The organism is Bifidobacterium asteroides (genome assembly GCF_019469425.1).
Lineage (GTDB): Bacteria > Actinomycetota > Actinomycetes > Actinomycetales > Bifidobacteriaceae > Bombiscardovia > Bombiscardovia asteroides_I.
The window spans coordinates 371683-397499 of sequence record NZ_CP048272.1; the positions used below are offsets into that span (position 1 = coordinate 371683).

General features: G+C 58.1%; 24 protein-coding genes and 1 tRNA gene. 6 read left to right on the forward strand and 19 right to left on the reverse strand.

Going from position 1 to position 25817, the window contains the following annotated elements:
* Positions 1-74 precede the first annotated feature (74 nt).
* Positions 75-1049, forward strand: coding sequence for a glycosyltransferase (locus GYM67_RS01320; RefSeq protein ID WP_220236778.1), 975 nt, complete (start codon positions 75-77; stop codon positions 1047-1049).
* On the opposite strand, the gene GYM67_RS01325 is transcribed toward GYM67_RS01320, so the two are convergent.
* Positions 1043-3094, reverse strand: a complete 2052-nt coding sequence (locus tag GYM67_RS01325) for a DUF6541 family protein (protein WP_220236779.1) — start codon at positions 3092-3094, stop codon at positions 1043-1045. The two genes, GYM67_RS01320 and GYM67_RS01325, sit on opposite strands and share 7 nt — an antisense overlap.
* 3 nt (positions 3095-3097) lie before the next feature.
* Positions 3098-4021 carry a glycosyltransferase gene (locus tag GYM67_RS01330; RefSeq protein WP_220236780.1) on the reverse strand — a complete coding sequence of 308 codons (924 nt, stop codon included), beginning with the start codon at positions 4019-4021 and terminating at the stop codon, positions 3098-3100.
* Positions 4022-4239: 218 nt separating this feature from the next.
* Here GYM67_RS01330 and GYM67_RS01335 point away from each other — a divergent pair, with 218 nt between their 5' ends.
* Entirely contained in the window at positions 4240-4986 is a 747-nt protein-coding gene (locus GYM67_RS01335; protein ID WP_220236781.1) for an SDR family oxidoreductase, read from the forward strand.
* A gap of 18 nt (positions 4987-5004) precedes the next feature.
* Here the strand turns inward: GYM67_RS01335 and GYM67_RS01340 are convergent, their stop codons facing one another.
* Positions 5005-5625, reverse strand: a complete 621-nt coding sequence (locus tag GYM67_RS01340) for an isochorismatase family protein (RefSeq protein WP_220236782.1) — start codon at positions 5623-5625, stop codon at positions 5005-5007.
* A gap of 315 nt (positions 5626-5940) precedes the next feature.
* Between GYM67_RS01340 and GYM67_RS01345 the strand changes: the two genes are divergently transcribed.
* A complete protein-coding gene (locus GYM67_RS01345) occupies positions 5941-6711 on the forward strand; it encodes a GNAT family N-acetyltransferase (RefSeq protein WP_220236783.1) in 771 nt (256 codons plus the stop codon).
* A 60-nt stretch (positions 6712-6771) separates the two neighbouring features.
* Here GYM67_RS01345 and GYM67_RS01350 read toward each other — a convergent pair whose 3' ends face one another.
* The 6 genes from GYM67_RS01350 to GYM67_RS01375 form a co-directional block, all read right to left on the reverse strand.
* Positions 6772-7092, reverse strand: a complete 321-nt coding sequence (locus GYM67_RS01350; protein WP_220236784.1) for a hypothetical protein — start codon at positions 7090-7092, stop codon at positions 6772-6774.
* A 1045-nt stretch (positions 7093-8137) separates the two neighbouring features.
* On the reverse strand, positions 8138-8452 hold the full coding sequence (locus GYM67_RS01355; protein ID WP_220236785.1) for a hypothetical protein: 315 nt from the start codon (positions 8450-8452) through the stop codon (positions 8138-8140).
* Complete coding sequence (locus GYM67_RS01360; RefSeq protein ID WP_220236786.1) at positions 8449-8733, reverse strand: hypothetical protein; 285 nt, start codon at positions 8731-8733, stop codon at positions 8449-8451. The genes GYM67_RS01355 and GYM67_RS01360 overlap by 4 nt, the downstream gene beginning before the upstream one ends.
* Positions 8730-8981, reverse strand: a complete 252-nt coding sequence (locus tag GYM67_RS01365) for a hypothetical protein (protein WP_220236787.1) — start codon at positions 8979-8981, stop codon at positions 8730-8732. The genes GYM67_RS01360 and GYM67_RS01365 overlap by 4 nt, the downstream gene beginning before the upstream one ends.
* A complete protein-coding gene (locus tag GYM67_RS01370) occupies positions 8978-9601 on the reverse strand; it encodes a recombinase family protein (protein WP_220236788.1) in 624 nt (207 codons plus the stop codon). The genes GYM67_RS01365 and GYM67_RS01370 overlap by 4 nt, the downstream gene beginning before the upstream one ends.
* Before the next feature lie 894 nt (positions 9602-10495).
* Positions 10496-11893, reverse strand: a complete 1398-nt coding sequence (locus GYM67_RS01375) for a tyrosine-type recombinase/integrase (RefSeq protein WP_220236789.1) — start codon at positions 11891-11893, stop codon at positions 10496-10498.
* A 1282-nt stretch (positions 11894-13175) separates the two neighbouring features.
* Here GYM67_RS01375 and GYM67_RS01380 point away from each other — a divergent pair.
* Together GYM67_RS01380 and GYM67_RS01385 are read left to right on the forward strand one after the other, a co-directional pair.
* Positions 13176-14021, forward strand: coding sequence for a hypothetical protein (locus GYM67_RS01380; RefSeq protein WP_220236790.1), 846 nt, complete (start codon positions 13176-13178; stop codon positions 14019-14021).
* A gap of 209 nt (positions 14022-14230) precedes the next feature.
* Entirely contained in the window at positions 14231-15445 is a 1215-nt protein-coding gene (locus GYM67_RS01385) for an MrcB family domain-containing protein (RefSeq protein WP_258561584.1), read from the forward strand.
* Between the two features lie 353 nt (positions 15446-15798).
* On the opposite strand, the gene GYM67_RS01390 is transcribed toward GYM67_RS01385, so the two are convergent.
* Positions 15799-16320, reverse strand: a complete 522-nt coding sequence (locus tag GYM67_RS01390; protein ID WP_220236792.1) for a hypothetical protein — start codon at positions 16318-16320, stop codon at positions 15799-15801.
* Between the two features lie 163 nt (positions 16321-16483).
* Here GYM67_RS01390 and GYM67_RS01395 point away from each other — a divergent pair, with 163 nt between their 5' ends.
* Positions 16484-16792, forward strand: a complete 309-nt coding sequence (locus GYM67_RS01395) for a hypothetical protein (RefSeq protein ID WP_220236793.1) — start codon at positions 16484-16486, stop codon at positions 16790-16792.
* Positions 16793-16896: 104 nt separating this feature from the next.
* Here the strand turns inward: GYM67_RS01395 and GYM67_RS01400 are convergent, their stop codons facing one another.
* The 9 genes from GYM67_RS01400 to GYM67_RS01440 form a co-directional block, all read right to left on the reverse strand.
* Positions 16897-18381 carry an AAA family ATPase gene (locus GYM67_RS01400; RefSeq protein ID WP_220236794.1) on the reverse strand — a complete coding sequence of 495 codons (1485 nt, stop codon included), beginning with the start codon at positions 18379-18381 and terminating at the stop codon, positions 16897-16899.
* The gene (locus GYM67_RS01405) at positions 18378-18986 is read right to left on the reverse strand and encodes a hypothetical protein (RefSeq protein WP_220236795.1); all 609 of its coding nucleotides are present in this window, start codon (positions 18984-18986) and stop codon (positions 18378-18380) included. Before GYM67_RS01405 ends, GYM67_RS01400 begins: the two co-directional genes overlap by 4 nt.
* A gap of 2 nt (positions 18987-18988) precedes the next feature.
* Complete coding sequence (locus GYM67_RS01410) at positions 18989-19180, reverse strand: helix-turn-helix domain-containing protein (protein WP_220236796.1); 192 nt, start codon at positions 19178-19180, stop codon at positions 18989-18991.
* Positions 19181-19494: 314 nt separating this feature from the next.
* A complete protein-coding gene (locus tag GYM67_RS01415; RefSeq protein ID WP_220236797.1) occupies positions 19495-20007 on the reverse strand; it encodes a hypothetical protein in 513 nt (170 codons plus the stop codon).
* Positions 20004-21467, reverse strand: coding sequence for a tyrosine-type recombinase/integrase (locus GYM67_RS01420; protein WP_220236798.1), 1464 nt, complete (start codon positions 21465-21467; stop codon positions 20004-20006). The genes GYM67_RS01415 and GYM67_RS01420 overlap by 4 nt, the downstream gene beginning before the upstream one ends.
* 210 nt (positions 21468-21677) lie before the next feature.
* Positions 21678-21765: transfer RNA gene (locus GYM67_RS01425), tRNA-Ser, on the reverse strand.
* A gap of 130 nt (positions 21766-21895) precedes the next feature.
* Positions 21896-22570, reverse strand: coding sequence for an SGNH/GDSL hydrolase family protein (locus GYM67_RS01430; RefSeq protein WP_220236799.1), 675 nt, complete (start codon positions 22568-22570; stop codon positions 21896-21898).
* Positions 22571-22609: 39 nt separating this feature from the next.
* Positions 22610-23995, reverse strand: coding sequence for a sugar porter family MFS transporter (locus GYM67_RS01435; RefSeq protein WP_220236800.1), 1386 nt, complete (start codon positions 23993-23995; stop codon positions 22610-22612).
* Between the two features lie 128 nt (positions 23996-24123).
* Complete coding sequence (locus tag GYM67_RS01440) at positions 24124-25566, reverse strand: catalase (protein WP_220236801.1); 1443 nt, start codon at positions 25564-25566, stop codon at positions 24124-24126.
* Positions 25567-25817 lie beyond the last annotated feature (251 nt).

Below are 25817 nucleotides of genomic sequence, written 5' to 3' on the forward strand. Positions count from 1 at the left end.
CTGCTCTGAATGTCCACTATGGGAAATTCAAGAACTAAGTGTAGTTCAATATTTGACCCTCGCCTATCGTTACAATGCAGACTATGAGGTTTTCTGTCGTCGCTGTTGTTGTCTCCTACAATCGGTCCAAACTCCTTCGGGAGTGCCTGGATGGCATAAGTGGCCAGTCCCGCAAGCCAGATCGAGTCCTTGTCGTAGATAACGCAAGTGTGGACGGATCGGTGGATGTGGTCTTGTCGCACCCCCTGAAGCCCGACTTGATCCGTTTACATCACAATATGGGCGGTGCAGGAGGATTCGTGGCTGGCATGGCAGCGGCCCTGGCGAAGATTCCTCCTCATTGTGAGGCCTACCTATGGCTGATGGATGACGATGTGGTGCCGCAGCCCAATGCTCTGTCCGGCTTGCTTGATGCTGCCTCCGAGGCCTATGCTGATAACGGATCCTGGCCATCTGCTTTGGGTTCTGAGGCTGTGTGGGTCGACGGCAGGGTGCATGGGATGAACAAGCCCCGTCGGCGTCTGCCGACCAGAAGGGGCAGACCGCAGTTGCAGGCCAGCGTCCATGCCTATCAGGTCCGCTCCTTGTCCTTTGTCTCCTGCCTGGTGAACGTCAAGGCCGTCCAAGCCGCCAGAACCCTGCCACGTGCTGCCTTCTTTCTTTGGAATGACGACTTCGAATACACCTCCAGACTGCTGAAAACAGGCATAGGATATTACGTTCCTGCCAGTCGGGTATGGCATAAAACCAAGGTCTTCGGCTCCAGCGATGCCGACCCGGGTTCTCGCTTCTTTTACGAGGTGCGCAACAAGATATGGATGTTCCGATTCAGCAGGGGCAATTTCACAACGGTTGAGTTTCTGGCACTGCTTCTTGCTACTGGCAGACGGTGGCTCCTTACCCTTGTCAGGGCGCATGATCGTCGGTTGATCTTGCATTGCTTGTCTCGAGGATTGAAAGTCGGCCTGGCTACACGCCCTGTCAGCAACCATGATATGTTTGCCCAAGAACCCGAGGTTCAGTCACTGATCGACCGTGCCGATCAGTGACGGCAGGCGGTGATCCGGTAGAGCTTCGCCCGGCCCTGGCTGTCGACCAGTCGAAGGGCTTGCGGAACGGGGTGAAGGTTATTGAAGATCTGATGCTGGGGGTCGTTGGCAACGTACGGTCCGCCCATATCCGCATACCAATCTATGTGATGATCGGTCAGGATCCTGCATACCTGTGGGTCGGAGCCTATGCGCTCAAAGTTTGTGGCCAGGTAGGCATGATCATGGTCCCAGTTCATATTCAAATGGGCATAGAAGGGTGTGCTGCCACCAACGGCCAGCATATATCCGCTGCCGTTCCAGGGATCGGATAGAACTTGCTCGCTGGCCGGGACATGGCGGCCCATTCTCTTCATCAGCAGGAATTCGTCAGTTGACAGCATAGGGGCATCGGCATTGTTGGCTGCGAAGGCATATGTTGAGCCCAAAGTCTTCTCCATGGAGTCCAACTGCGGATTTACAGCGCAGATCAGCACGGCTACCGTGGCTGCCAACATCATAATTGGCATTGATATCATCTTCTCGGCCTGCGGCGTATACTCTTTCAAGGCTTCGATGCCATGCTCCAAGGCCATGCCCATGATGGGTATGGCTACTACAGGCCAGGCACAGAACAGGCGACGTTGATCCTTGTACCACAGGGCTGTAAGGATCTTGGCCCAATCGGCATGGGTGCCCGCGCAGGCGACGAAAACCAGGCCCAGCAGCAGGAAGGAGGACACTAGGAGCATGTCCTTTCTGCTGTGGTGCAGACAGAGCACGATCAGAGCTAGAAGCAAGGCCAGAGCCAGAGGCCAGTAGACCGGCAGCCGGCGGTTGCCTGAATCGATGGGCTGTCCCAGCAGAAAGCGCACTATGGCGGATGGCAGGTCTTCTGTAGGTTGCGCCGGGCCGCCGTTGAGATGATCCGATATTTTCCGGGCGGGACCACGCAGGTACAGATTGTGGAAGATCTTGAGGCCTATAGCCAGTAGGACCAGGAATCCGGCAGCCAACAGCCCGACGGCTACGCGGAAACGATGCTTGCTTGTTTGCGCTAGCTGCCTTCCTGCCCTGATCAGCCAGATGAGAATCAGTGGCAGTACAAGAAGAGCGCCGGTCATCATGACCCTGAAATGACAGAAGGATACGGCGACGGCGCTGAGGAGAATCCAGGCAAGGCCGACTGCGGATCGGCGGTTTTGCCGCCACCCTTCCGTGCACCAGGACCAGGTAAGCGCGACGAAGACGGGCAGTATGACCTGACCGGCGAACATGGAATATAAGGTGCCCCAATCCAGCAAGAGGAAGGGGAATCCCGCGCAGCATGAGGCGAGCGCAGGTGCGAACAGATCGCTCCATGCATGTCTTCCCAGCAGGGTTCTGATCAGAAAGAGCATGGAGACCGGCCATATCAGAGCAGCAAAGGCCAGCCAGGTGCAGGTGACGGCGCTGACTGCCGTCGCTGGGTGGTAGACCAGTGCTCCCAGGGCAGCGAACTGCTGAAATGCGATTGGATATATTTCCCTGATGGGCGGAAGAGCGTGCAGTGATGAAGCCTGGCCAGTAAGCACAATTCGTGCCACTACGTTGTAGTGGAAGACCGAGTCATAATTCTGCGTGACCTGATCCGGCGAAGGTGCGGCGTGCATCAGTCTGATGCCGATATTGCAAGCAGCCAGTGCTGTGCCGATGATTGGCGGAAGGAAGTGCCTCAATCGAGGTTTGGTTTTTCCGCCATCGGTAGTCAGCGCCAAGGATTCTCGGCCGACTCCATCCGAATTACGAAAATGATTGAAAAGTTGGCGTGTCAGGAGAATGATGGCGATGAGTATTACGGCCGAAAGCACGTAGGAGCGCCAGTTCCAGGATATACCGAGCAGCTGGAAGAGCATGCCATCGATGCCGGCCAGTGCGATGGAGGCCACAGGGCCAAGCGCCGTCACGAAGATAGGCTTACGGTTGCCCAGGACTACCACCAGCAGGCATCCGGGCAGATACAGGGCTGTGATGATGAACAGCAACAGCGGCAAGGATTGTTGCCAGGTCATCAGGGTAGATTGCATGATTCACTTCTTTCGGCTGTCATTCACCGACTTCCCGTGGAACCGGTTGAGCAGGGTGGTCATGATGGCATACAGACAGCTGCGTACTTGGTCGGGCAACAGACGGTAACAGGCGCGGATGAGGATGTTTCTGACATATTGTATGGGGCTGATGAAGCGGTCATGCAGAAAATCGGCTTGCAGGCGCAGCTCGTCACGAAACATGCGCATGCCGCCTCTGCGGTGATACATAGCCGTATCGGATCGGTAGAGAACAAGAGGTTCCTTGATGTTGCCGATATGCTCGCCGGCGACCAGCATGGTTTCCCAAAGACGGTAATCTTCAAAGCGCCCGGATTTTTCCGGATAACCGCCCACCTTCCACACGCTGGTCTTGTGAAAGGCCACACTGGGGTGGTGCAGCGGGGAATGCAGAGTGGCATATGCCCGAAGTTCGGATCCTCCGCTTGGCAGATAGCGGATCCGGCCAGGGGCGTGTTCGTCATTCGCAAACTCCTGGATGGCGCTACCCAGAGCATCTAAACCCGATGAGGCAAGCAAGGGGATGAGAACGCTGAATCTTGATGGGCGGGAGATGTCGTCGCTGTCCGCTCTGGCCACCAGTTCGTGCTTGCAGGACCTTAACCCGAGATTAAGCGCGTGAGCAAGTCCTCTGTTGGTCGGCAGCCGCACGATCGTGAACTCGGGCATTTCTTCGGCCCTGTCGGTCTGGAGCAACTGCCTCTTCAGCTCAGTCGGATACCGATCAATCAGTTGAGCTAGTTCTTTACCCAATGGACCGTCGCACACAATGACGACCTGATTGGGCATGAGGGTTTGTTCGATGGTGTCGGATTTCAATGCACGGGCAACGAAGGAAGGTGTGTCCCCGGCATAGACCGCCATCAGGAGGGAAAACCGAGTGCGACTCTGGTTCCTTGCGCTCATGGCAGTGCAGCCCCTTTCTTCGTGGATTACTGCGTCGATTCTACATGTGCCTGTCCATCGCAGTCCTGACTGACCTGTCCTTATCAAAAGGTTCAGCCCATTGCCACGCATTGGTCATGGCTGTGGATGTGGACTTGGTTGTAGTAAAGACTTGCACCTCCAGCGACTCGAAGTTGTACCATCAGGCCAATTGAGGATCAAGTAAAGGTGGGACGGTTATGACTGTTGCAGATAAGACAGTGCTGATCACAGGAGCTTCGTCAGGCATCGGGGAGGCCACGGCGAGGCTCTTGGCGCAGCGAGGGGCCAAGTTGGTGCTGGGCGCTCGCCGCAAGGATCGGCTGGATAAAATCGTCGACGACATCGTTCAGGCGGGTGGCCAGGCTGCCTCTATGGCTCTGGATGTGACGGATCGGCAGGCCAATGACGACTTCGTGGCTTTCGCCAAGAAGCAGTTCGGTGGAGTGGACGTGGTATTCCTCAACGCCGGGCTCATGCCCAACTCGCCCCTGTCGGCCCTGCATGTGGACGAGTGGGATCGGACTATTGACGTCAACCTCAAAGGTGCTCTGTACGGCATCGCAGCGGCCTTGCCGGAGTTTACCGGGCAGCGTCACGGACAGTTCATCGCCACCTCTTCGGTGGCGGGCCTCAAAGCCTATCCCGGTGGAGCGGTCTACGGAGCGACTAAGTGGGGTCTGCGTGATCTGATGGAGGTGCTCAGGATGGAGTCTGCCCAGGAGGGGACTCATATTCGTACCTCTACCATTTACCCGGCGGCCATTCGAACCGAGTTGCTGGATACCATCACAGATAAGCAGACTCTGGCTGATATGAACAAGACCTACGACAGCTACCAGATTGATCCCAAACGGGTGGCCCAGGTGGTGGCCTTTGCCATCGATCAGCCCGAGGATACCAATGTATCGGAATTCACCATAGGCCCTACCATCCAGCCCTGGTGAATTCCTCTGCCAATGCCTTTAGTCGCCGCTGGAGGAAAGCAGACGGATGCCTGATTGAGCCATGGCCTTCCGGGCTTTGACACCCTGATCCTCGCTGACCGGGACAGTCAGATCCTCGAAGACCGTGACCTGGTAGCCCAGTTTTGCGGCGTCAAGGGCTGTATCCTTGACGCAGTGAGATTCGGCGATGCCTACTACATCCACTTGGTTGACGCCAGCTTGCGCCAGGGCATCGGCCAGAGTGACTCCAGATGATTTGGCCGCAGCGAACTCCTCCCTGTTCTGGATGCGATCGGTGTTGTCTTCGATGCCTTCGAATCCGGAGTAGGCGGCTGAATACTGGCCCTTTTTGAAGTGGTGGGCGATACCCAGCTCACGAATTCTGGGATGAAGCTCCGCGCCGGGCGAGCCCGCTACGCCGTGTCTAGGCCAGGTGTCTACAAAATCCGGGCAATCGGACCAATGAGATCCGGGTTCGATGTGCCAATCCTGGGTGGTGGCCATGTAGACGTAGTCCCCGGCATGGCCGTGGACATAGTCGGCGATTCTGCCAGCCGTGGCATTGCCTCCCTCGACTCCCAGCTCACCTCCTTCGCAGAAGGTCGGTTGAACATCCACGACAATCAAAGCCTTGGACATGGTGATCACTCCCTTGGTCGAAGTTGACGGTGTGCAGAAATCATTCTGGTTGAAGCTCGACAATCATTCCTCTTCTGCGCCAATCTAATTCTCGCAGACGGGCTGGTCCTCCGATTCCTGTGGCTGTGCACATCGGCGAGGCGGGCAGCAAGGTGGATTGAAGGTGGCCACTTGAGGCGGTTCCATACGGCCTTTAGCGTGTCTGCTTGGTATCCTGAGTGCCAGGATTGTGCGAGGTTATGACAGGTGCCTTTATTGTGGCCCATCTCTTCCTTGTAAGGCTGGGCCAGCATCGTCCTAAGGGAGGGAGTGGCAATGCGGATCAATGAGTTCGGGCAGCCTATTGGTGATGCGGTCTCATTTGCGGGGGCCATGATGCCGGAGTCCGTCGAGTTGATAGGCAGGACCGTTCTGGCGGTGCCCTTGAGCGCAGACCAAAGCGATGCCTTCTATGAACGGATTTTTGGTCCGGATTGCGACGAATCCATCATGACCTATAGCAGGCAGGACCTTTATCCTGATAGAGCTGCATTCGATGCAGGGATCGAATCCATGATGGCAAGCCGGGACCCCCTCTTTTTTGCGATACTTCGCAAGCCGCCGGCACCTGATCCTGGAGCCGGTCGATCTGCAGGCGGGGAGTACCCGGGCTTACGAAGTTTGACGAAACCTGATGACCCGTCGGATCTGTTGGGGATGTATGCCTTGATGCGGATTCGGGCGGACATGGGAAGTGTGGAAATGGGCCATGTCATTTATACCAAGGAGCTGCAGAGAAGCAGACAGGCGACCGAAGCCCAGTATCTGATGGCTCGGCATGTCTTCGAGGACTTGGGCTATCGAAGGTACGAGTGGAAGTGCGACAGCCTCAATGAGCCCTCACGAGCTGCGGTGCTGAGGCTGGGATTCAAGCCTGAAGGCCGGTTCAGGAATGACATGGTCTACAAGGGCCGGACTCGGGATACGGATTGGTTTTCCATGACGGATAGTGAATGGCCGACAGTGAAAGAGCGGTTGGAGAACTGGTTGGATGATGCCAATTTCGATCAGCATGGCAAGCAGAAGCGCCGTCTGCAAGATTGTTAAATCGAATACTGTCGCCTGCGGATGGGATTTCAGTAGCCTTGATGAGGCTGAAATAGGAATTCATGGCTCGGGCGGTAGAGTGTCACTGTGGCGCATCAATGCAAGCGGAGCTCCTTCGAACAACATCTTGCCGCCTGCAGTTCCGGCTCCTGGGCCCATATCGATCACCCAGTCAGCCTGACCGATGAAGCGTAGGTTATATTCTATGGCAATGATAGTAAGGCCTTTGTTGACGATGAGTTTGCGCAAGAGGGCAATCTGCTGCAGGATGTCGGGTTCATGCAGACCGTTGGCAGACTCATCCAAAATAAGGGTATTGTGAATTTCTTCCTTGTGCAGCTCGCCCTTGGGAAGGGTGTCCAGTAGGCCAGTCCGCGACATTCTTCAAGACTTTCGTGGTTCGGCCTAGCGCCTCATGATATTGGTGCATAGCTTCGATGGCAATCAGCTTAAGTGTCTTAAGCGACGCTGAGGCTGCGGAATCCGGCAGACAGGCTTACAAGGTCGATATTCTAAATACTAAAAAAGTCTTGGGCTGTTTTTCAAGACCTATTGGCGGAGGATACGAGATTCGAAACTGCCACTTCGTATCAACGGTTATACACTCTTCCTGCTGTTTGGAGTTATGTTTGGAGTTATCTCAACTCCCAAAGTGTTGCCCCCCCCCCCCTCACTTGTGTCCAGGCGCGTGGGGGTGAAGGCGAAGGCGAAAGCGGGGCGCATCCCCCTGCGCACATGGCGCCATGCCCCCCTGGTCAGCACCGCCGCCGTGCCCCCAGACGGATCCACGAAGACGGGTACCCACCCCCACCGTTGCCGGGCGGAGGTGTAGGTCAGTAACGCATCCGGATGCGCACCCCCCCCCCGCTTGTGTCCAGACGCGTGGGGGTGAAGGCAGATCGTCGGCGGGGGTGCATCCCCCTGCGTGCATGGCGCCCATGCCCCCTGGTCGCTGTGTGTAGGCGGGGGGGGGCAGACGGGCGCCGGGTGCCCCGTGTCCGGATGCGCGCGGTCGGTGCGCGCGGGGGGTGCGGCCGGGGGTGCAGACGGGTGCGACACTGTCCAGGCAGATGGGGGGATGTGGTCGAACGAGGGTGGTCAGTGTCGTATGTACCAGCCTATGTATTCAGCTTCTTACACCTCACACACAAGATAAAACCCAGATGTGTGGAGACTCCCACACATCTGGGTCTCTACGGGCCCGTCAGCAACAACAACAACTCAACTTCAAAAGACATAACACGATGACGCCATGGGGCCATGGCGACAATCGTGGGCGCGTGTCACCGGACCCGCAGGGGGTCCGGTTCCCAAGATAAACACTGCTCGCGCCCACATGTCTTATTGCGTTGTGTTGTTCGGTTGTTGAGCGTGTGCGAAGGCGAAGGGATTTTTCTTTTTCTTTTTCCCTTCGCCTCCGCACGCATCACCAGCCCCGCTCCTCCCGCTCCTTGATTTCCTTCAGCTTTCGGGTCATGCCATCCCCCAGGGAGACATCCTTCGCGATCTCCCTGCAGTCAGGCACTAGCAGCACCCACTGCGCCAGGGGGATGAGGTCATCCCAGCCCACCGGGGTGCCGTCGGGGTCCAGGCGGGGGACCTCGCCCTCCTCGACCAGCGTGCGGGTGGGGTGGGATGCGTCGAGCATGTCGTCCCAGACGGCGTCGGCGGCCTCCTGTCCCCATTCTGCTGCTAGATCCGCGCGCCCTGCCCAGACGCATCCGTACCTATCTCTGATCATGATCTCCCTTCCCCTTCGTTGTCTGCATCGCGTGCCGCCTGCATCGGATCGCCATAGTCCATGATCTGCTCCAGAATCTCCAGGGACACAGGAGTTTGCCACCCGGCGGGGTGGAAGTGCCCAGTGTGGTAGATCGCGCCTGTAATGGGATCCACCCCTGTGTCGATCATCTGGCCGATGACGGATCTCTCCCAGCATCGCCTAGCTATGTCCTCGTCGTAGATGCGGAGTATATCGGGGTACTCTGCCCAGAACCTACCTCGTACATCACGGATCATCATGCTCTCCTTCCTTCGTGTGTGGTCATCCCCAGCCCCTCGGGGGGTGGTGGGTATGCGTGCTCGATGATGTGCAGGAGGGTGCCGGTGGCGTCGGTGCCCCAGTATCGGCCGGCATCCACCACGTCCGCATATGCCGGCACCCTCCCGAGCATCGAGCGCACGTCGGCTACTAGCTGCGGGTCGATATCGCCCAGGGCTCGTGCGACGACCCGATCCCCCTGGACGACTTGCACCTGCCCCCGGCTCATGCCGCCGCCCCCTCCGTGTGCGTGGCGCCGTTGTCCCCATCGAGCTCCTGCGCCCGGGCGAGCATCCTGCGCAGGGTCCTGGGGGAGACCCCCATTGCGCCGGCCGCCTGCCGGGTGGAGAGGGAGTGTCCATGCACGAGGCCGGCAGCCTTCCTCGCGTCACGATCCGTCCAGTGTCTAGTGCCGCCGCCGAGCGACTTTCCGGATGCCTTCGCCGCCGCCCGGCCGGCCGCGGTGCGCTCAAGAATCATCGAGCGCTCGAGCTCAGCCACCGCACCCAGCAAGGTGAGCAGGAATCGACCGCTACTCCCGCTGAAGTCGAGCCCCTGATCGACGCAGCGGAACCCAACTCCCTGGTCGGTCCAGCGTTCCACGACCTCGAGGAGATCCTTCGTCGAGCGGCCTAGACGATCCAACCGGGTGACCAGCACGACATCCCCAGGCCTGACCGCCGCCTGGAGCTCCCTGAGTCCAGGCCGGTCCGTGGTAGCACCGCTGCGGCCCCCATCCTTGATGACGCGCTCGGCGCCCGCCGCTCTCAGGTGGTCTGTCTGCGTCTCTAGCGACGTCCCCTCCTCTGCCTGCCGAGTCGTAGAGACTCTGGCGTATCCGATCAGCATCACTGCCCTCCTCCTGCCCCGGGTGGGGCATCTTCCAACGTCTCCCGCCCCGGTGGGGGCGGTTGGCGGTTGCCCCACCCGGATACCACTGGTTCCGGGTGGGTTTCCGTCTATAGACCATCTATCAAAACGCGGGGCGACGGGTCATAACACTCGCCCCGGTCGTTTTGATAGATAGAAGAGTGTCCGGGTGATATTGCCCGGGCGTAGGACATCCCTGACGAAGCGTTCCCCCTGGAAACAGGGGGACCCACCCGAGCAGGGAAGGCATGGACGAAGTGGAGTCCCACCCGACGACGGTCGGGCTGGACCAAGGGACCTGCGGGGACCGGCACCCCCCGACGCGTCCGGGCCATGCCGGGCAACGGCACGCCGCTAACCCTGGGGACCACGCAGAGCGTGGCCGCGTCGGGGGATACGCAAAAACGCCGCCCGCCGGGGCGGTGCGGTCCGGAGCCGAGGTGGTGCCGTGTGCATGGCGCCATCGCCCCCGTGCGAGTCCCTCCGTGTGGGCCCTGGAACCAAGACCGGGGGATGCAGTCTGATGGACTGTGTCCGTTGCCCGGCCCTGCAGGCGGGGATGGCACTAAAGCGGGTCGTCGGTAGAGACGCAGGACGGCTGCGGTGGTCATGGCGATGCAGGGGGGGCCGTCACACCCCTCCCCGGATCGAGCGGGAGCGAAGGCGACGGAGGCCGGGGGGCGGAACCCGACCCGCTGCGTCACTCGCCCAGAGAGTATCTCAGCAGATACCAGGGGGAGGGGTTCCATGTAGGGGGGGGGGAGCAGGAGAGTCCGGGGGTCGGCATCGTCGTCGGCCCTCGAATCGTCTTCGCTCGCGTGTGTGGCGCTGGTGTCACCAGTGCTCAGAATCGAAGGTGTTCCAGGAGACGGATTAATCCGAGTTCTGGAGCGGCCCTTCGGTCTTTTCCTTGCGATTTGGCTTTTTCTGTGTAGGTGGTCGCAATATGGTGGAATCGGCGTCAGAATCGTTTTCAGCAGCTTTAGTCGCTTTTGAGGTTTCATCGTAGAAATCGCCGAGATTCTTCGCAGCTGCTTCTACGTGCGCGCCCCAACGGTCGGCCAGCTCACGACGAGAACGTTCGAGTATATGTCTGTAATGCTCGCTCATGGCAGGCGTCAGGTGCCCGAGAACATCCTGGATGGTGGTAAGCGATTCCCCCTGTTCCCCGAGCAGGGACGCCGTTATATGTCTCATCTCGTGTGGAAGTATGTACGCTTCTTCGCTGAGCGGGGTGTGGGTGCCTTCGACGTGATCCTGGAAAGCCTGTTGAATTGATCGCCAGATCCTATTCCAGGAGTTATAGGGAATCGGGGAACTATCTTCTCGGACTAGTAGAAGCTGCCCTTCTCCAACTTTCACTCCACCTGCATCCTCAATAGGTAGAACGGCCGCATCGTCCCGGTGGAGGTTGTAGGCCTGAAGCATGGCTTCGTAGAAAGGCTGGGGGAGGGGCACAACTCGACTGTGCCCGTTCTTGGTTGCCGACTGCAGGAAGTATCCTCCCCCTTCGCGTTGCATCAGCCGTGCCCGTATGGCCAGGGATCTGGTCCCCATGTCGAAAGCTGCCCGTGTAAGGCCAAGCGCTTCCGCTCTGCGCAGCCCTAGACCCATGGCCATGATGAGAGGGTAGAACCCATGGATTGGAGAGTCCTTTTCCGATGCCCAGGCGATGATTCCCAGGGCAGTGTCCGTATGAGCATCTATGTAGCGGTCGATATGCTCGGAGCGATGGTTCGTTCGCTTGGGGGCCTCCATGTAATCCATGGGGTTCTCAGTGATGAGGCGTGTGCGGGTGGCCCAGGCGAGCATCGTGTGAAAGGTCTTCCATGCGTGCCAGGCGGCCGATTCCCCGATGCCCTGAGCCTGTTGGCCCTCGACCATTCGGGAGATTCTGACGACATCGAGCTTCTTTACTGGTAGCGTGCCGACGAAGGGGAAGACGTGTAGCCTCAAATTGCTTCTGTACTTTCTTCTGCTGGTCTCGCCAAGCCGCTGATCGGCAGCCAGCCACATTTCGGCAGCCTCTTCCACGGTCGGTCCTGTGGGTTTCCGAGGTCGTGCGGCCCTGCGGGGGACGGGATTTGCCATGGCCTGGATCTTCGCGTTCTTCCTGGCTAGGGCCTGTTCTGGGGTTGCGCCCATGGCCCGGTGGCGCTTACCGTTCTTGTCCTTCCAGTCCGCCACGAAATATCTGTAGGTGTCTCCGTGGGCACGAATCGTCGTCGGATAGAGGCCCCCGTCACCCTTCTTGCGTCTCTGCCTGGTCATGTCAGAAGCATACCTCTCGGCGAGGGGTGTGTGGAGTTACGTGTGGAGTTACGAACGGATATAGAAAACCGGAAACCGCTTTTTTCAACGGTTTCCGGTGCCTGTGCGGAGGATACGAGATTCGAACCCAGGCATACTCCCAGCGCTACTCCTATATGAGTTTACAGGGAACCGGAAAAACCCGGCACCACCTAATTCACCACCTAAGTCGCGTTATCAGGCGTGTCGAAACGGCACAGAACGGATACCAGAATGATACCCCTCAAGCAGACAACGGAATCAATCAGAATACGGTGGAAGCGCTCCCCGGCTGATTGGAGTTGTGCTTATTCGGGATTACCTGGTCCCGGTTTCGACGCTATAAGTCTGGCTTACAGCATGCGCATCTGACCTAGATTGAATCTAGGGGCCTTGGCGCAGTGATCATGCCCAAAAGAACATAGCTGGAAAGAACATAGCTGGATACGGAGGAGGGGGTGGTGTCCTGTTACCCCCCCCCCCTATGAGCATGCCGCCTTGGTCGGTGGGGTTGAGCCACGCTCACGCCACACCGGTTGCGTGTATGACGCACGCAATCATGTCTTCTGTTTGTGCAGGGGTACCGAAGAATCGGGTGCCATTCGACGGAGTGCGTGATGCACGTGGTCGCATGCCAGAGGCCTACACTAGACGGAGACCTCTTGTACTCTCCTTTCCCGAGTGCGGTGGGTTCACCGATATTGAACCCATGGGCCTGACTGTTATGGTTGTGGCCTTGTTTGAGTGTTGTGGTTGTTGGGTTTTATCTTGTCTTGTGCCGTAACGCGTTACGGTTCCGTCACCAGGGGGAGAGATTGGCACTGCACCCGAGGTTGCTGAAGTCCGTCCCCCGGGGGTCCCTCCCCCAGGGGCGGGAAGGCTTTCCGGCGAGCGCTCCCCTGAGCGTCTGCCAGAATGAGGCCAGCCATTATTCCCTTACTTTGGCCGTTGTAAGCTAAAGAAATTGTGCCATGATTATCGCTTACCTTTATGGCACCGTCATCAGTCTCTTACTGGCGACTTTTCAACTATGGTCATGATGACTATAGTTGGCCATCCAAGTGTTGACCTCACGAAATGCAACGGGCAGATGGAATCTCGACCTTAGCCAGACTTAGGTCCTAACTCAAAGTTAGGGCCAGCAGGTCGGAATCCAATCAAGATCCTTATATGCTCTAGCCGTGCTCGTGAATGTCGTGCAAGTGGTTTGTATTACCGGTGAGAGCTGGGGATTGCATTCTGCGAAAGTCCATATAATCCAGTTATGGCAGAGGAAAGACAAGACGAACTTGAAAAGCTGCATAGTCAGATATTGGAGAGTATCAGCGCTTCAATGGTGCGATATGAGAAAATGCGGGAAAAGCAATTGAGTGGTATTGAACTAAAGCCCGGCTGCCGTCTCTCGCAAATCAATGCAGAAGCTAATGGACTGTTTGTCGATAGAATTTTGGCTCTTTTCGATTCAGCCAAGGATAGCCTTGATGCATGTATGAGGCTACTTGCAATGCATCGGGCTTCGCGATCTCCCGAACTTATCCTGTTGCGGTCATCCCTTGAATCTTCCTCATACATGATCTGGCTTCTTTCCTTGCCTAGAATCGAAGACCAGGTGTTCTCGTCCCTAAGACTCATCAAGGAAGAAACAAAGAACGTCGAGGATGCGTTGCGGAAGCGAGGAGGGGATCTACCGGCACCAGCTCCCGTCATAACCGAGACTCTTGAGTGGATAGATCATCGGTTAGAAGAACTACGGCCAGGCAAAAGCGACAGCAAGATGGTTCCTAAGTCGAAAGTGGTGGAAAACGGCGATAAGTATTACCGCAAGGATGGGAGAGAACGGGCGAATGACACGGGTGAAGCTGCTTGGAGGGTGTGCAGCGCAGTAGCGCACGGCAATATTACAGTCTTCTATGCAACAGCAGGAAACAACGCAAGCTCACACTCAAATTATAACTGTGAACGCATGCTCTGGGAAACCACGGCTCGGGATGCGATACTCGCTTCCGCTTTTACCCCTGCTGTGGAGAACATCGAATACTGCATGGACCTTTACGAGCGGTCGGCAATCAGTCCTATGCCAAACAGAAGTACCGAGAAGCATAGTTGCTGATACCCCTCTGCATCCTTTAAAGCCTTGTGACAGGCCAAAACGAGTCGAAAGTGAAATGGAAAACCTGAGACGCGGAAATCAGAGTTTCGGCGACGCGGTCAGGGGGTGTCTGAATGGGTTTTGATTGACCCCCTACCCCACGGGGTCTGTGCCTGGGTGGTTATGGTTGGGACTGGTCGTCATTCCGTTCCAGGTCTTTATCATTGATCGTGTATGTGGTCCGGTCGGCGTGGATGGAGGAGAGCTTGATGGAGATGGGGCTTAGGTATGTTCTTTCGGGAGTGCTGAACCGGTATCTCTCTGAGAGCCGGTCGAGGCTGGTTGATTCTGATATACGGGGCGGCTTCTCTGATGCTGTCCGTGCCTGTCTTCCCCCTGATGAGGAGTATCTGGTCAAGGGGTCCGCGGGTGCTGGCGGCAGGGCCCAGGTGCCATGGTTCTGCGTGTTCGATCCGAGAGTGACGAAGAAGGCCAGCGAAGGTTTCTACCTGGTGTACCTGTTCAAGACGGACATGACCGGCGTCTACTTGTCGTTGAACCAGGCGTGGACCCCGTTCAGCCGCCAGGGCAGTGCCGCCATGGGCAGGGAGAACATCCGCAGGGTGTCCGAGAGGATATGGGACTCGTTGAGACGTAGGAGGGATGTTCCGGCAGGGCTGCGCACGTCTATCGACCTGGCGTGTTCCGGGCATAACGACAATCTTGCCAGGGGATACGAGCAGGGGCACATCTGTGGACTGTATTATGCCGCCGAATCGCTGCCGGACGAGACCCGGCTGGTGGAGGACCTCAAGGGCATGCTGAGAGTCTACGCAAGCCTGGTTGGAATGTTCACGGGAACCGGCGGGACCGATCCTCTCTCGGGATACCAGGCCATCATCCCGGAAGTATGCGGGACGGACATGAGCCTGTCCCGGATACTGCGTGAATCGTCCGTCCAGCCGTCCGCTGGCGCGTTCAAGGAGGTCGTCTTCCCCGGTTCCGGAAGACGGGATCCGACGCGAAGAACAAGGGGGAGTGTCCCGTTCAAGCCTGATTATGAGCTTCGCTGGCAACGCAACACCCTGCTGGGAGCGAGGGGTGAGAAGGCTGCGGTCGAATTGTTGAAACAGTGGTATCCGTCATGCAAGGTGGAACGGGTGTCCGAGACGGACGATTCGCTGGGGTATGACATCCGGGTCACGGGGCTCGACTCCGGAGGGGAGCTGCATGTGGAGGTGAAGTCGACGACCGCGAAGAGTGAGCACACCCCATTCTTCATATCGGCCAATGAGCTTGAGCGCGCCAGAACGGACGGTGAAGAATTCCTGCTCCTACGGTTGTTCAACCTGAACGACGAACACCCCGGGTATTACAGGATTACAGGGACCGCGGTGACGCAGCTTGTCCTTACCCCGAACAGTTATCTGGCGGAAATAGAGTGATTCATCAGGCGCGGGGCGGAACCTGGTGAAATGCCTGTGTCCTGACGGCATAACAGGACCCGATGTGGTTTATGGGTCGGGTTCACCGTAGTGTTCAGCCTGTCTGTTTTATTGGGTGGAGAAGGGTCGTCGGTCATTCCCCGAAACCTGGTCTTGCGACGTCAAGGGTAACGGGAGCCCCGGCGGCCTTGCCTCCAAGCCTATAAGGACGGGCTGCCATACATGAGCCTCCTGAAGATAGCTCACAACTAATTATTTTCCATTCCGGGGGGATACGGGCACTATGCCGCGGGGGTGCCAGGGCCCAGGGGGTAGGGGGCTACCCCCTATGGTGGTGTGGTCCGCGAGCTGGTTCACTCGTCGTGCTGTTTGGTTCTGATTCTTCTTATGGCTTTCTTCCCGGCATCCACCCATTTGAGTGCTTCGGTCGTGTCCGTGCCGCAGGCCTGGGCTATCTGTTGTAGGTGGTCGATGGGTACCTGGCCGCTCATGAGCTCCCGGTGGAGTCGGCGTGCGTCCAGGCCGGTCCTGTCGGCCAGCTCGCACACGGTCAATCCGGCCTCTTGCTCTATGAGGCCTTGCAGTCCCAGGCTGACGGCCAGTGGGCAAATAGGTTCGTCGGGGTCCTGGTAGCGGCGGTCGAGTTGTTCCCGTTCCAGGTCGCACATGGGGCAGATGACTCCCTTGCCGTCTGTCAGCCCTTTGCTGGTGGCCTGTTGGTCGTAGGTGATGGGTTCCCCGCACAGGGCGATTGAGCGTCTGCCTTGCAGGGCTGCGAGGTAGGGCACGTAGTGCAGGATGATGGGTCTGTCGGCCTGGTCCTCCTGTCTGCGAGCGCTGACGGCGGTAGACTGGGCTGGTGATTGTGAAGTCATTATGCGGCTTCCTTTCATATCGGGAACCCTGGGTGTAGCCGCACCTGGGGTTCTTTCTCTATTATGGATATATTATTCTCCACTAGAAATAGTATATATCGACTAGAGATATATATGCAGTTCGTCTCTCTCTAGGAGGGAAGAACATGGGATACTGGGAGATATGGATATACACGAATGGTATGAACAAGTGACAGGCAAAGACAGCATTAACGCTGTGGCTACAAAGGCAGGGATAGCTCCTGCAACCTTCTACAAGCAGGTCAGGAAAACCATAACGCCGACGAGCGCGGTGAGGATAGCCAGAGCGTACGGAAGGCCACCCACGGAACCCCTGGTGGTCATGGGACTGCTCACGCAGGAGGACGTGGACGCGCTCGCGAGCTCGGGGAGCCTGTCCCGTGCGGGCGATGCCGAACTAGTCAGGGAGCTGGCGAGAAGGCTTGGTGTCGATGATGGTGGGGAAGTCTAAGGCTTCGCCGTCTTTCTCTTTCCCCACTCCCTGCTTCCGGGGAAAAGTTGACGGGTGTGGTCTCCTGTGATGGCAGGAGCCGCACCCGTCTTTTCGTAAGCGGGTCAGGCCGCCTTGCCCACCTGTGGGCCGTGAGGAGCGGGCACCGGTTGCATGGGCAGGTCACTGCTCTTACGGCGGGTTAGCTCCTCCAGGGCCTTGTTATGCCAGAGTCCGGGCTTGTGGTTCTTGATGGCTAGGAGCTGCCTGTTCGTCATCTTGTCGAAGTCCACTCCTCCCACGAACTGGGGGAGGGCGCTGAGGAACACGGTGATGTCGTCACCTAGATCGTTCTGGTCGGGTTCCGGATCGTCCCCCGTGGCCTTTCCCGCATGTGCGGTGCCACCTTGCCACCTTAATGGTTTCGGAGGCTGGGAGGCGTTGGAATCATTGGGCTGAGTGGAAGGTGGCACGGGTTGTGTCGGTTTGCCACCTTGCCACCTTGTGCCACCTTGAAAACCGTTGGAAACACTGGAAGGTGGCAAGGTGGCAAGGTGGCACGCGTCTACAGTGAACCACCACCATTCATCCCCGAACCTCTTCGATCTGAACTGGTACTCTCTGCATCTTCTCCGGGCGTCCTTGAGTTGCTGCTTCGGATACTCGCCACTGCCCGCCGCAATGACCTCACTGGAGGGGAACCCGTATCCTTGCCCGTCGGGCGTGGCCCTGGCATGCTGGTCATAGTAATCGATGATGAACTGCTGACAGTCGTTGGGTTCGTCAGTATCCAGCTCTAGTGACGTGTTGGCCACCTCGGTCACACTCCTGTCGGAATGCTCCCAACCAGCCACGCGGCCTACGCTCATAGGCTCCCCGTCATCGTCGGTCAGCTCGGCTGATTCAATATGGAAGCACCAGTTGCGTTCCGAGACCGGCAGACTGCTGTAGTTGGCCTTGTCCTGGGAGACGGTCACCTGACCGGTCTCGGGGTCCTGGGCCATAGTCAAAAGGGAACGGCAGATGTCGATGTAGGCATGCGAGCCACTGACCATATGCCGTGCGTTCCTGCCCATGGCTTTGCCGAAATGCAGCAGACCGACCACGGTCACATCTAGCCGCATCGCGAGCGCAGCCAGCGGATTGAGTGCCTTGCGCACATCATCCCGCTTGTTCCCGTCTCCGCCAACTAGGTTCGACAGGGGGTCGATGACCAGGAAAGGGCTGCTGTTGACCATCAGAGCCTCTTCCAAGGCCTTGATGTTTCCTGGCAGCAGGTAGTCGCAGGCAACCTCCTCACCCTGCTCCGTGTAACATTCACCTATCGGGATGACCCGCTGCACGTCCGCGCCCGCTGCCAGGAGCCGCGCCTTCAGCATGGAACGACTGTCCTCCGGCGAGTACAGGCACACATTCATCGGCCTGCCCTCATGATCGCCTTTCAAGGTCCCCTTGGTGGCTTTCGCCACCCAGTCCAAGACGAGTGTGCTCTTGCCTATGCCGCTTTCACCGGCCACGATGTTCAGCACGCCCTCCACGAGAAGCTGATCCAGCATGAACCTCGGCCGTTCGATTCTGTCCTCCCTAAGACTTCTGAACCGCCTGCTCATGCCGCCACCTCCATGCGCTTACAGGCCAGGGCCGCGACGGCCGGCCATTGATCTCCTGCCAGGTCTGCAAGACGGTGGAGTAGCCGGGAGGGTTGTTCACCGTTCCGCCAGACCTGGCCGCGGTTGGTGCGGGCGCAGGAGGCGAGCCTCCGACGCATGTAGGCCACGTCTATGCGGGACCTGACGGGGATGGTCGCACTGTCCATGAGGGTGACGGTGGCCCGGTCCGTGGGATGGGTCACCAGCGTCAGGGTATGGAACGCTTGGTCGCAGGGGGTGAACGTGAGGTTCCCCTGGGGGCACAGCAGGCTCATGGCCTGCACCATGACGCAGGCACCGGGGTCATCGTTCACGGCCTGGAAGCGGACGGGCATGGGCTCCAGGTGGGAGGCGAGCGCGATCAGGGCCATGATTCGGGCCATGATGCGTGTGCCGCTGCTGATTGTCAGCCGGTACGGCCCGTAGGCGGTTTCCAGCAGATAGTCACTGGTGGTGTCGAGTACGTAGCCTGCCTGGTCGGCCTGCCTGTCATCGGATAGGATGGGTGTGTAGGTTTCTTCGGCCCCTGTGTCCCTGGCATGGGGGCTCATTTGTAGCGTGGTCATGGTCAGTTGCTGCCCTCCGCGTAGCGTTTCAGGCTTTTGTAATTGACCAGGATTCTACGGTTGCTGCATTTGCGTGCTTTGATTTCGCCTTCACGGATGAGCTGGTAGACGACCTTGCGATCTTTGAAGCCCAGCAGTTCCGTGGCTTGGGGTACGGTTACGGTCAATGGTTCCAATGACGTTGTGCCTGTCATCTGTGTATGTCCTTAAATGATTGGCTTGCCTCCTGTGCCTGGAGTACATGGCATAGGGATGCAAAAGGGGTATTAAATATGTCTATTGAGGTGCTATAAGGAAGCACACAACCCGCACCTGATTTAAGGGCCTGGACAGCCCAGCCAATATTTAAGGTGCCAAGCACCACACGCTTCTTAAGGTCACACCCGACCATACGCAACTTCAGACCTTGCCTGGTCAACACGATTTACAGCCTCGTCCGGCCTAAATTGGGTTTACACCTCAACTACACTTAACTATATTCAAGGACACCGAAAGACACGCCGGAGCATTAGAACCAAGGGTCATCGTTGATCGGCTGTATTCCACGGGCTGCTTTCGCGATTTCGTCAACCAGGAGGTTGATTGATGTGTTGTCAGGGTTTGGATCATACCTATCCTGCACTTCGGCAACCTTCCTAGCGTACAGGTGGAAAGCGCCGGAAGTGCTGAGTCTGGATCCCTTACGTTCGACCTTCCTCGCCGTGAATTCAACCTCATATTCCGCGTAGGCCATCGGAGGAAGCGGGAGCAGTATTTTCATGGCTTCACCATTGATGTCATTACTCTCGAATGCGCGTGCTGCGCTGTCCACCAGCCATGAAGTATAAGGCTTTTCCGGATCAGCCATCTTGTACTGTTCAACCAGTGTTTGACTCGTCGCCCACGGGTCATCATCCCTGTTAGCCCATGTTATGAATGATTCGAGTATGCGAATCGTCTCGTTTTCCGAATAGCTGCGAGTGGCCAGCCTGCGGAGTTCTTTCTTACAGCGGTTCAGGGTCTTGGTGTCTATATAAGTCATGATGTTGCCTCCTTTAGTAAACGTGTCATTGTCTCAGTCTGAATGTCGGGGGAGAACATGGAGATAATCGCCGAGCACTTGGATAGCGATAGGTTCCTGAGTACAGCTACCCGTACGTCAGGGGCCATGTTTTCAAGCGTCTGAGCCAATGCTTCCAGCAAATCGCCATCTTTCGCCGTGTCCGTGTGTCCCTCCTGCACGGTTCCCATATGCTCCATGGCTGCCTCCCCGTCGGCTTCCATGCCTGCGAGGATCTTCTCCCGTTCGCTTTCGGTGACGTGCTGGTAGTGCATGGCCGTGTTGACCTGCGTGTGTCCCCCCTGGGCCATGACCGCCTTCAGGCTGTTCGTGTGCTTCGCCACCTCGGTCAGGGCACGATGCCTCAGATCGTAGAGCCGCAGCCTCCGCTCCTCCAGGCGTGGCACTGCCCTGCGCGCACGGTACCAGGCGTTCCTCACCGACTGGTCGAACACCAGCGTGTGCGAGCGCTCGCCGGTGAACAGCCAGCCGTCGGGCCTGTCGTCCACGTACAGGTCCAGATGCCTGCGGATGGCGGGCACCATGAAGGCGGGGATGTCGAGATCGCGGATACTGCCGGGTGTTTTCGTGCTGCCCACGGTCATGACCTTGTGGCCGTTCCTCATGACCCCCTTCGCGGACTTGCCCACATGCAGGCGGCCGCCATTATCATCGTCGGCCAGGTTCACGTCCCTGCGTTGCAGGGCGTACGCCTCCCCGGGCCGCAGGCTGAGCACGCCCACCAGGTATATCACCAGGGCGAAGCGCCCGGGCATGGCCTCGTACAGGGTGTTCAGCTCCTCCATGGACACGTCCCCATACGCCCTGTCGGACCTGGGCCTGTCCACGTGCAGGAGGACCGGGTTGCTTGACAGGAGGGTGGTGCCCTCGTCGTCCAACGGCTGGGAGCATGCCTGCCGGAAGATCGCGTTCAGCAGTTCCCACGCATGCCGTTTGATGCTGGCCCCCTCACCGGCCTTGCCGACCTTCATCGAGTCGGCCCACCTTTGGATGTCCCTGGGGGTGACGGCCGCCATGGGCATGTTGCCCAGTACCGGCAGCAGGTAGTCCCGCAGGTACTGTTCGTACTTCTGCCGGGTGGTCACGGCTATGGGCTCCCCGTTCGCCTTCCTGCGGTTCCGGACGAAGTCTGTCGCGTACTCCCCGAAGGTGGTGCTGTCGGCCCTGTGGGCGTTCTCCGCGGCTTCGGGAGGCTCCCAGATGCCCATGCGGATGCTGGTCTCGGCATCGTTGAGCCACTTCTCAGCCTCGGTCTCGAAACCCAGAGGGAAGCGCCTGCTGATCCGCTTGGGCAGGGAGGGCCAACGGGAGTAAGCCTCGACCGGAGGCTGATACCGGGCCTCGATGTATCTGCGACCCGATTTACGGTCGGTGCGCACGGGCATGGAGCCGAACCTCCTGCGCTTCGCCCGCCTGCCCATGCCAGCCTCCCTGACCTATCCACTTAGGTGGTGCCGGGCACCACCTTGGAAACCGCACCACCTAATTCACCACCTAACATAGCATGCTGAACGTCATCAAAAGGTACTGGACGGAAAAGCCGAAACCCAGTCAAAACCCAATAGAAACGTTGAAAAACAGCCATTTTCGGCATAGAAAAAGGGCCCCGGACTTCCGTCCGGGACCCTTGGTGGCGGAGGATACGAGATTCGAACTCGTGAGGGCGTGAACCCAACACGCTTTCCAAGCGTGCGCCATAGACCACTAGGCGAATCCTCCAAGTGCCGCTGAGAGCCATATGACTTCCGTAACGGCACAACTAAAAACTATAGCATGGACGGCCGATATGGCTGCTCCCGGCGTGTGGAGACATAGGAGTCTGATCGTCCTGTGCTCGGGTGACTGATGCTCACAGCAGATACGGCAACAGCAGGCCGGTAATCCGGCGCCCGAGCCGTTGATACCCTTCCTGGCTGTAATGCAGGCCGTCAGGCATGAAGCGTTCATGCCCCTTGATGAAAGGGCTGATGCCGCTCTGCACAAACAGGTCAATGACCGGGATGCAGTAGCTGGCGCATATCTCCTTCATCCTCTGCATATAGTCCTCCTGCATAAGGTTGCAGGCGTTGCGCTGACGGGTGTTGGGGTAGTTCTTGGTCGGGTGGACGAAGTTGTTCTGCGTGGCCGTGATGACGACCAGGTTTTGCGTGGGATACATCTTCAGCAGACCAGTCAGCATGACGTTCAAGGCGCCGGAGAATGTATGGCTGTCCGTACTGTTTTCCTCACCCAGCGGTATATCGTGTTGGAAGTCGTTGACTCCACCGAAGATCACGACATCGTCTGCCTCGGTATCCATCTGCTCGAACCGTTCGATGAAGGAATCGTCCCTGTCTTCGCAGACGGCGATGCGCGATCCGCAGATACCGTAGTTCCGCACCTCCTTGAAAGGTATGAGCCGCTGGAGGGTCTGGGTCCAGGAGATGCTTTGACCTCCTGAATCCAGACCGTTGTCGCCCCAGGTCGTCGAATCTCCGAAGCAGTTGATGATCTTGTCTTTGAAGTAATCCTCAGACAGCATCATGTCTTGTCTTATTCCCTTTCTTCCTATGTCTGATGGGGTTTACTTCTGGAATTCGGCTTGGATTTCCTCCAGGGTCTTGCCGTTGGTCTCGGGCAGGACGTTCCTGGCGAACCATGCCATGACAAGGCAGAAGATTGCGAAGATGATGAATGTCCATGTGGCTCCGATGCCGTTGAGCATGATCGGGAAGCCCTGCCCAACGAAGAAGGAGGCCAGGAACATGGTCAGGGAGCAGAGGGACTGTGCGCGGCCGCGAATGCGGGTTGGGAACACCTCGGACATGATGACCCAGGCCCCGCCGCCCCAGGAGAGCTCGTAGAAGGCGGTATGGGCGAGTATTCCTATTACGATCAGGATGTTCATGAGCGTGTTGAACTTGCCGATGGAGAAGAGGAGTGCCAGGGCCAAGAGGGCGCCGGCCATGGCCACTGCGCCCCAGGTCAGCAGCTTCTTGCGGCCCAGCCTGTCAATGTAGACCATGAAGATGGCCACGAAGATGATCTTGACCACGCCGATGCCGATGGTCTCGATCAGGGATGCATTGGCGCCGATGCCGGTCTTTTGGAAGATGATGGGAGCATAATACCCGACTGCGATGGTGCCGGTGAGCTGCTGGAAGGCGGCTGCCAAGAGGGCGATGAGCAGGGCGAAGCGGATGCCCGGCTTGAAGAGCTCGCTGATGAGGCCCTTTTGCTCGGTCTGGACCGTCTTGCTGATCAGACCGACCTCGTCCTTGGCGGACCTGGCGCCGTTCATGCGGGTCAGAATCTTCATGGCCGTGTCGGTGCGGCCTTTTTCGATCAGGTAGCGCGGGCTCTCGGGAATGAGAGGCGTCAGGATGAAAAAGATGATGGCGGGAATTATGCCCGAGCCAAACATGAACCGCCAGCCCCAGGCGATGTTCCAGTCAGGCGGGTTCAGATTGGCGATGGTGGCGTTGACTATGTAGACCACGGTCATGCCGATGGCGAAGGCCAGCTGGTTGGCGCTGACCAGGGTCCCGCGGATTCTGGCTGGCGCGACCTCGGAAATATAGAGCGGGACGATGGTCGAGGCCATGCCGATGGCTATGCCGGACAGGATGCGACCGATGATCAGTATCGTCACCGTGGGCGAGAGGGCCATGGTCAGGCTAGAGAGTGTGAAGAGGAGGCCTGCAACGATCATGACGGGTTTACGTCCTGCATGGTCGCTCATCCAGCCGGCGACCAGGCACCCGGCCATGGCTCCCAGAGCCAGCACAGCCGACACAAATCCCACCTGGGCCTGGGACAGTTTGAAATGTACAGAGAAAAAGCTGATGGCACCGGATATGACGCCTTGGTCGTATCCGAAAAGCGAACCGCCAATGGCTGCTATCAGTACGACGAATATAACATATTTGGATCCACTGGTTTCCTTTTGTTTTGGGTATCCTGTGCTCACGCTGACTCCTTCATCAGGCATTGGCTCTCATACACAGAATGTGATATATCTGACACTTTTGAATCTCAGTAGTTGTTGCCAGACTTTGCGCTGATAAAGGAGTCGGGATGAGCCGGGATTGGTTGAATCTACTCGATCTGGTCCAAGGACAGGCCAAGGGCTTCGGCCACACGCCGGCCGTAGTCGGGGTCGGCCTGGTAGAACTGCTTGGTCTCTAGAACCCGGATTTCCTGGTCATCGACGGAGCCCAGGGTGTTCTTGATGGTCTGGATCAGGCGGTCCTTCTCTTCCGGGCTCATCAGCCTGTAGAGACGGCCGGCGGCGGAATAGTAGTCCGTGTCGTAGGGGCGGGAGTATTCGGTCTGTCCCTGGACGGCATCACCATGCATACGGGCATCGTGGTCCTCCACAGGGCCGCCCTTGCTGTTGGGCTCATAGTTGACCGAACCGTCCTGGCCTTGGGCCATGAAGCCGTCGCGCTCGTAGTTATGGACCTGGTTGACGGGTCGGTTGACGGGTAGCTGTTCGTAGTTGGCGCCCAGACGGTATCGCTCGGCATCCTTGTATCCGAACAGGCGGCCCTGCAGCAGCTTGTCGGGCGATGGCTCGATGCCGGGAACGAAGTTGGCGGGGGAGAAGGCCGCCTCCTCCACATCATCAAAGTAGTTGGTCGGGTTGGTGTCCAGCACGAACTCGCCTATTTCAATGCGCGGATAGTCCTTCTTGGAGACCACCTTGGTCACGTCGAAGATATCGTCCTTATAGTCCAGGCCCTCGTGATAGGGAAGGATCTGCACGCAGACCTTCCACTTGGGGTAGTCGCCCTGGTCGATGGCATCGTAGAGGTCATGCAGGAGGAAGTCCGTGTCCTCAGAGGCGATCTTGGCTGCGGTCTCATCGGTCATGTTCTTCACGCCCTGCTCGCTCAGGAAGTGGTACTTGACCCAGAACTGCTCGCCTTTCGTATTGACCCACTTGAAAGTGTGGCTCCCGTAGCCGTTCATGTTCCGGTAGCTGGCCGGGTTGCCCCTGTCTCCCATCAGATAGGTGACCTGGTGGACGGACTCAGGGGAGTGGGACCAGAAGTCCCACTGCATCTCCTGGCTGCGCAGGTGGGTGGCCGGATCGCGCTTCTGCGAGTGGATGAAGTCGGGGAACTTCAGGGGATCATTGACGAAGAAGACCGGAGTGTTGTTGCCTACAATGTCGTAATTGCCTTCCTGAGTGTAGAAGCGCAGAGCGAAGCCGCGCACGTCCCTCAAGGTGTCGGGGTAGCCCGATTCGCCGGCCACCTGGGAGAAGCGCAGGAGGATGGGCGTGGTCTTGCCAGCTCCATTGAATAGGTCTGCCTTGGTGTAAGCGCTCATGTCCTTGGTCAGGGTAAAGGTTCCCTTGGCTCCGGCCCCCTTGGCGTGGACCACGCGCTCCGGTATGCGTTCGCGGTTGAAGTGGGCGAGCTTTTCAAGAAGCTGGTAGTCCTGCATGAGGATGGGTCCGCGGGTGCCCGCCGTCTGGCTATGGTTGTTGTCTGCCCAGGGCTGCCCTTCGCTGGTGGTGAGTTTGTCGTTCATATCTGCTCGATTCCTCTTACTTCCATGATGCTTGCGATCGACAGTCCCATGCGGGCCAGGTCTACGGCCCTGCTCCTGGTTAACCGCTCAATCGCTGATAGCAGGACTCCTCATAAAGTCCCGCTGCTTCTACCGTATCTGAGAGAGGATGGAACTGTTGGATATGCGCGCGGGATGAGAGTCGGATATGTCACCAATCAAGCAAGATGCTTATGGGCCGCCAAAGAGAGATGAGCCTGTGGCAGGCACCT

Coding starts and splice junctions, on each gene's coding strand:
- GYM67_RS01320 (WP_220236778.1), top strand. CDS start 75: ATGCAGACTATGAGGTTTTCTGTCGTCGCTGTTGTTGTCTCCTACAAT.
- GYM67_RS01325 (WP_220236779.1), bottom strand. CDS start 3,094: ATGCAATCTACCCTGATGACCTGGCAACAATCCTTGCCGCTGTTGCTG.
- GYM67_RS01330 (WP_220236780.1), bottom strand. CDS start 4,021: ATGAGCGCAAGGAACCAGAGTCGCACTCGGTTTTCCCTCCTGATGGCG.
- GYM67_RS01335 (WP_220236781.1), top strand. CDS start 4,240: ATGACTGTTGCAGATAAGACAGTGCTGATCACAGGAGCTTCGTCAGGC.
- GYM67_RS01340 (WP_220236782.1), bottom strand. CDS start 5,625: ATGTCCAAGGCTTTGATTGTCGTGGATGTTCAACCGACCTTCTGCGAA.
- GYM67_RS01345 (WP_220236783.1), top strand. CDS start 5,941: ATGCGGATCAATGAGTTCGGGCAGCCTATTGGTGATGCGGTCTCATTT.
- GYM67_RS01350 (WP_220236784.1), bottom strand. CDS start 7,092: ATGTCGCGGACTGGCCTACTGGACACCCTTCCCAAGGGCGAGCTGCAC.
- GYM67_RS01355 (WP_220236785.1), bottom strand. CDS start 8,452: ATGATCAGAGATAGGTACGGATGCGTCTGGGCAGGGCGCGCGGATCTA.
- GYM67_RS01360 (WP_220236786.1), bottom strand. CDS start 8,733: ATGATGATCCGTGATGTACGAGGTAGGTTCTGGGCAGAGTACCCCGAT.
- GYM67_RS01365 (WP_220236787.1), bottom strand. CDS start 8,981: ATGAGCCGGGGGCAGGTGCAAGTCGTCCAGGGGGATCGGGTCGTCGCA.
- GYM67_RS01370 (WP_220236788.1), bottom strand. CDS start 9,601: ATGCTGATCGGATACGCCAGAGTCTCTACGACTCGGCAGGCAGAGGAG.
- GYM67_RS01375 (WP_220236789.1), bottom strand. CDS start 11,893: ATGACCAGGCAGAGACGCAAGAAGGGTGACGGGGGCCTCTATCCGACG.
- GYM67_RS01380 (WP_220236790.1), top strand. CDS start 13,176: ATGGCAGAGGAAAGACAAGACGAACTTGAAAAGCTGCATAGTCAGATA.
- GYM67_RS01390 (WP_220236792.1), bottom strand. CDS start 16,320: ATGACTTCACAATCACCAGCCCAGTCTACCGCCGTCAGCGCTCGCAGA.
- GYM67_RS01395 (WP_220236793.1), top strand. CDS start 16,484: ATGGATATACACGAATGGTATGAACAAGTGACAGGCAAAGACAGCATT.
- GYM67_RS01400 (WP_220236794.1), bottom strand. CDS start 18,381: ATGAGCAGGCGGTTCAGAAGTCTTAGGGAGGACAGAATCGAACGGCCG.
- GYM67_RS01405 (WP_220236795.1), bottom strand. CDS start 18,986: ATGACCACGCTACAAATGAGCCCCCATGCCAGGGACACAGGGGCCGAA.
- GYM67_RS01410 (WP_220236796.1), bottom strand. CDS start 19,180: ATGACAGGCACAACGTCATTGGAACCATTGACCGTAACCGTACCCCAA.
- GYM67_RS01415 (WP_220236797.1), bottom strand. CDS start 20,007: ATGACTTATATAGACACCAAGACCCTGAACCGCTGTAAGAAAGAACTC.
- GYM67_RS01420 (WP_220236798.1), bottom strand. CDS start 21,467: ATGGGCAGGCGGGCGAAGCGCAGGAGGTTCGGCTCCATGCCCGTGCGC.
- GYM67_RS01430 (WP_220236799.1), bottom strand. CDS start 22,570: ATGATGCTGTCTGAGGATTACTTCAAAGACAAGATCATCAACTGCTTC.
- GYM67_RS01440 (WP_220236801.1), bottom strand. CDS start 25,566: ATGAACGACAAACTCACCACCAGCGAAGGGCAGCCCTGGGCAGACAAC.